A 1,613-nucleotide genomic window follows, 5' to 3' on the forward strand; every position below is an offset into this window, starting at 1 on the left:
GGCTGGCACCGTGACCCTCGACGTCCGTTGCACCAAAGGCACCTACATCCGCACGCTGGCCGAAGACATTGGCACTGCACTCGGTTGTGGCGCTTCGCTGGCCGCACTGCGCCGCACCGGCTCCGGCAGCCTGACGCTGGACGGCAGCATCACGCTCAGCGGCCTGGAAGCCCTGCCCGAAGAACAACGCGCCGCGCTGCTGACCTCGCCCGACCGCCTGCTGGCCGAAGCCCCCGAGCTTCGTCTGCCTGCCGACGAGGCCGCACGCTTCCTGTCTGGGCTGCGCCGCCGCGTGACCGCAGCCGACGCCGAGCGCGTGCGTGTCTACGGCCCCGAACCCCGCGCCTTCCTCGGCAGCGCCCACATCTCCTCTGGCGAACTGATCGCCGACCGCCTGTTGACCCCGCCGGAGGTCCAGGCTCTGCTTTCCGCCTGACCCGGTTTTCTTCCAAGCATCACCATGACCACCCCGATCCGCAACATTGCCATCATTGCCCACGTCGACCACGGCAAAACCACCATGGTCGACCAGCTCCTGCGCCAGAGCGGTACCTTCGCCGACCACGAAAAGGTCGTCGACACCGTCATGGACAGCAACGCCATCGAACGCGAGCGTGGCATCACCATCCTGGCCAAGAACTGCGCGGTGTCGTGGGGCGGCACGCACATCAACATCGTCGACACGCCCGGACACGCGGACTTCGGCGGTGAAGTCGAGCGCGCACTGTCCATGGTCGACGGCGTCGTGCTGCTGATCGACGCCCAGGAAGGCCCGATGCCGCAGACGCGCTTCGTGACCAAGAAGGCGCTGGCACTGGGTCTCAAGCCCATCGTCGTGGTCAACAAGGTCGACAAGCCGGGCGCCAAGCCCGACGCCGTCATCAATGCCGCTTTCGACCTGTTCGACAAGCTGGGCGCCACCGACGAGCAGCTCGACTTCCCGGTCGTCTACGCCTCCGGCATCAACGGCTGGACCTCGCTGACCGAAGGCGCGCCTGGCGAGCAATGGGGCCCCGATATGTCGGCCCTGTTCGACACCGTGCTGAAGCACGTGCCCGCCCAGTCGGGTGATCCCGCTGCTCCGCTGCAGCTGCAGATCTCGGCGCTGGACTTCTCCACCTTCGTCGGCCGCATCGGCGTGGGCCGCATCAGCCAGGGCACCATCAAGACCGGCATGCAGGTCGTCGTGATGGAAGGTCCGGACGGCAAGGCTGTCAACGGCCGCATCAACCAGGTGTTGACCTTCCACGGCCTGGACCGCGTGCAGGTCACCGACGCCGGCCCGGGCAACATCGTGCTGATCAACGGCATCGAGGACATCGGCATCGGCGTGACCGTGACCGACCCGGCCAACCCGTCGCCGCTGCCCATGCTGAAGGTCGACGAGCCGACGCTGACGATGAACTTCTGCGTCAACACCAGCCCGCTGGCCGGCCGCGAAGGCAAGTTCGTCACCAGCCGCCAGATCTGGGACCGCCTGCAGAAGGAACTGCAGCACAACGTGGCCCTGCGCGTGAAGGAGACCGACGAAGACGGCATCTTCGAGGTCTGCGGCCGCGGTGAACTGCACCTGACCATCCTGCTGGAAAACATGCGCCGTGAAGGCTATGAGC

The 1,613-nt window shown here is 66.6% G+C and carries 2 protein-coding genes; both read left to right on the forward strand.

What is annotated here, in order from left to right; genetic code table 11:
* Positions 1-436: tRNA pseudouridine(55) synthase TruB (locus ACXJKR_RS31995; protein WP_457326281.1), on the forward strand; the 436-nt coding region annotated here is incomplete at its 5' end.
* Between the two features lie 24 nt (positions 437-460).
* Positions 461-1,613, forward strand: a 1,153-nt coding sequence (locus ACXJKR_RS32000; protein ID WP_457326282.1) for a GTP-binding protein, incomplete at its 3' end; no start/stop codon positions are given.

The sequence above is a fragment of the Roseateles sp. P5_E11 genome, assembly GCF_054049355.1.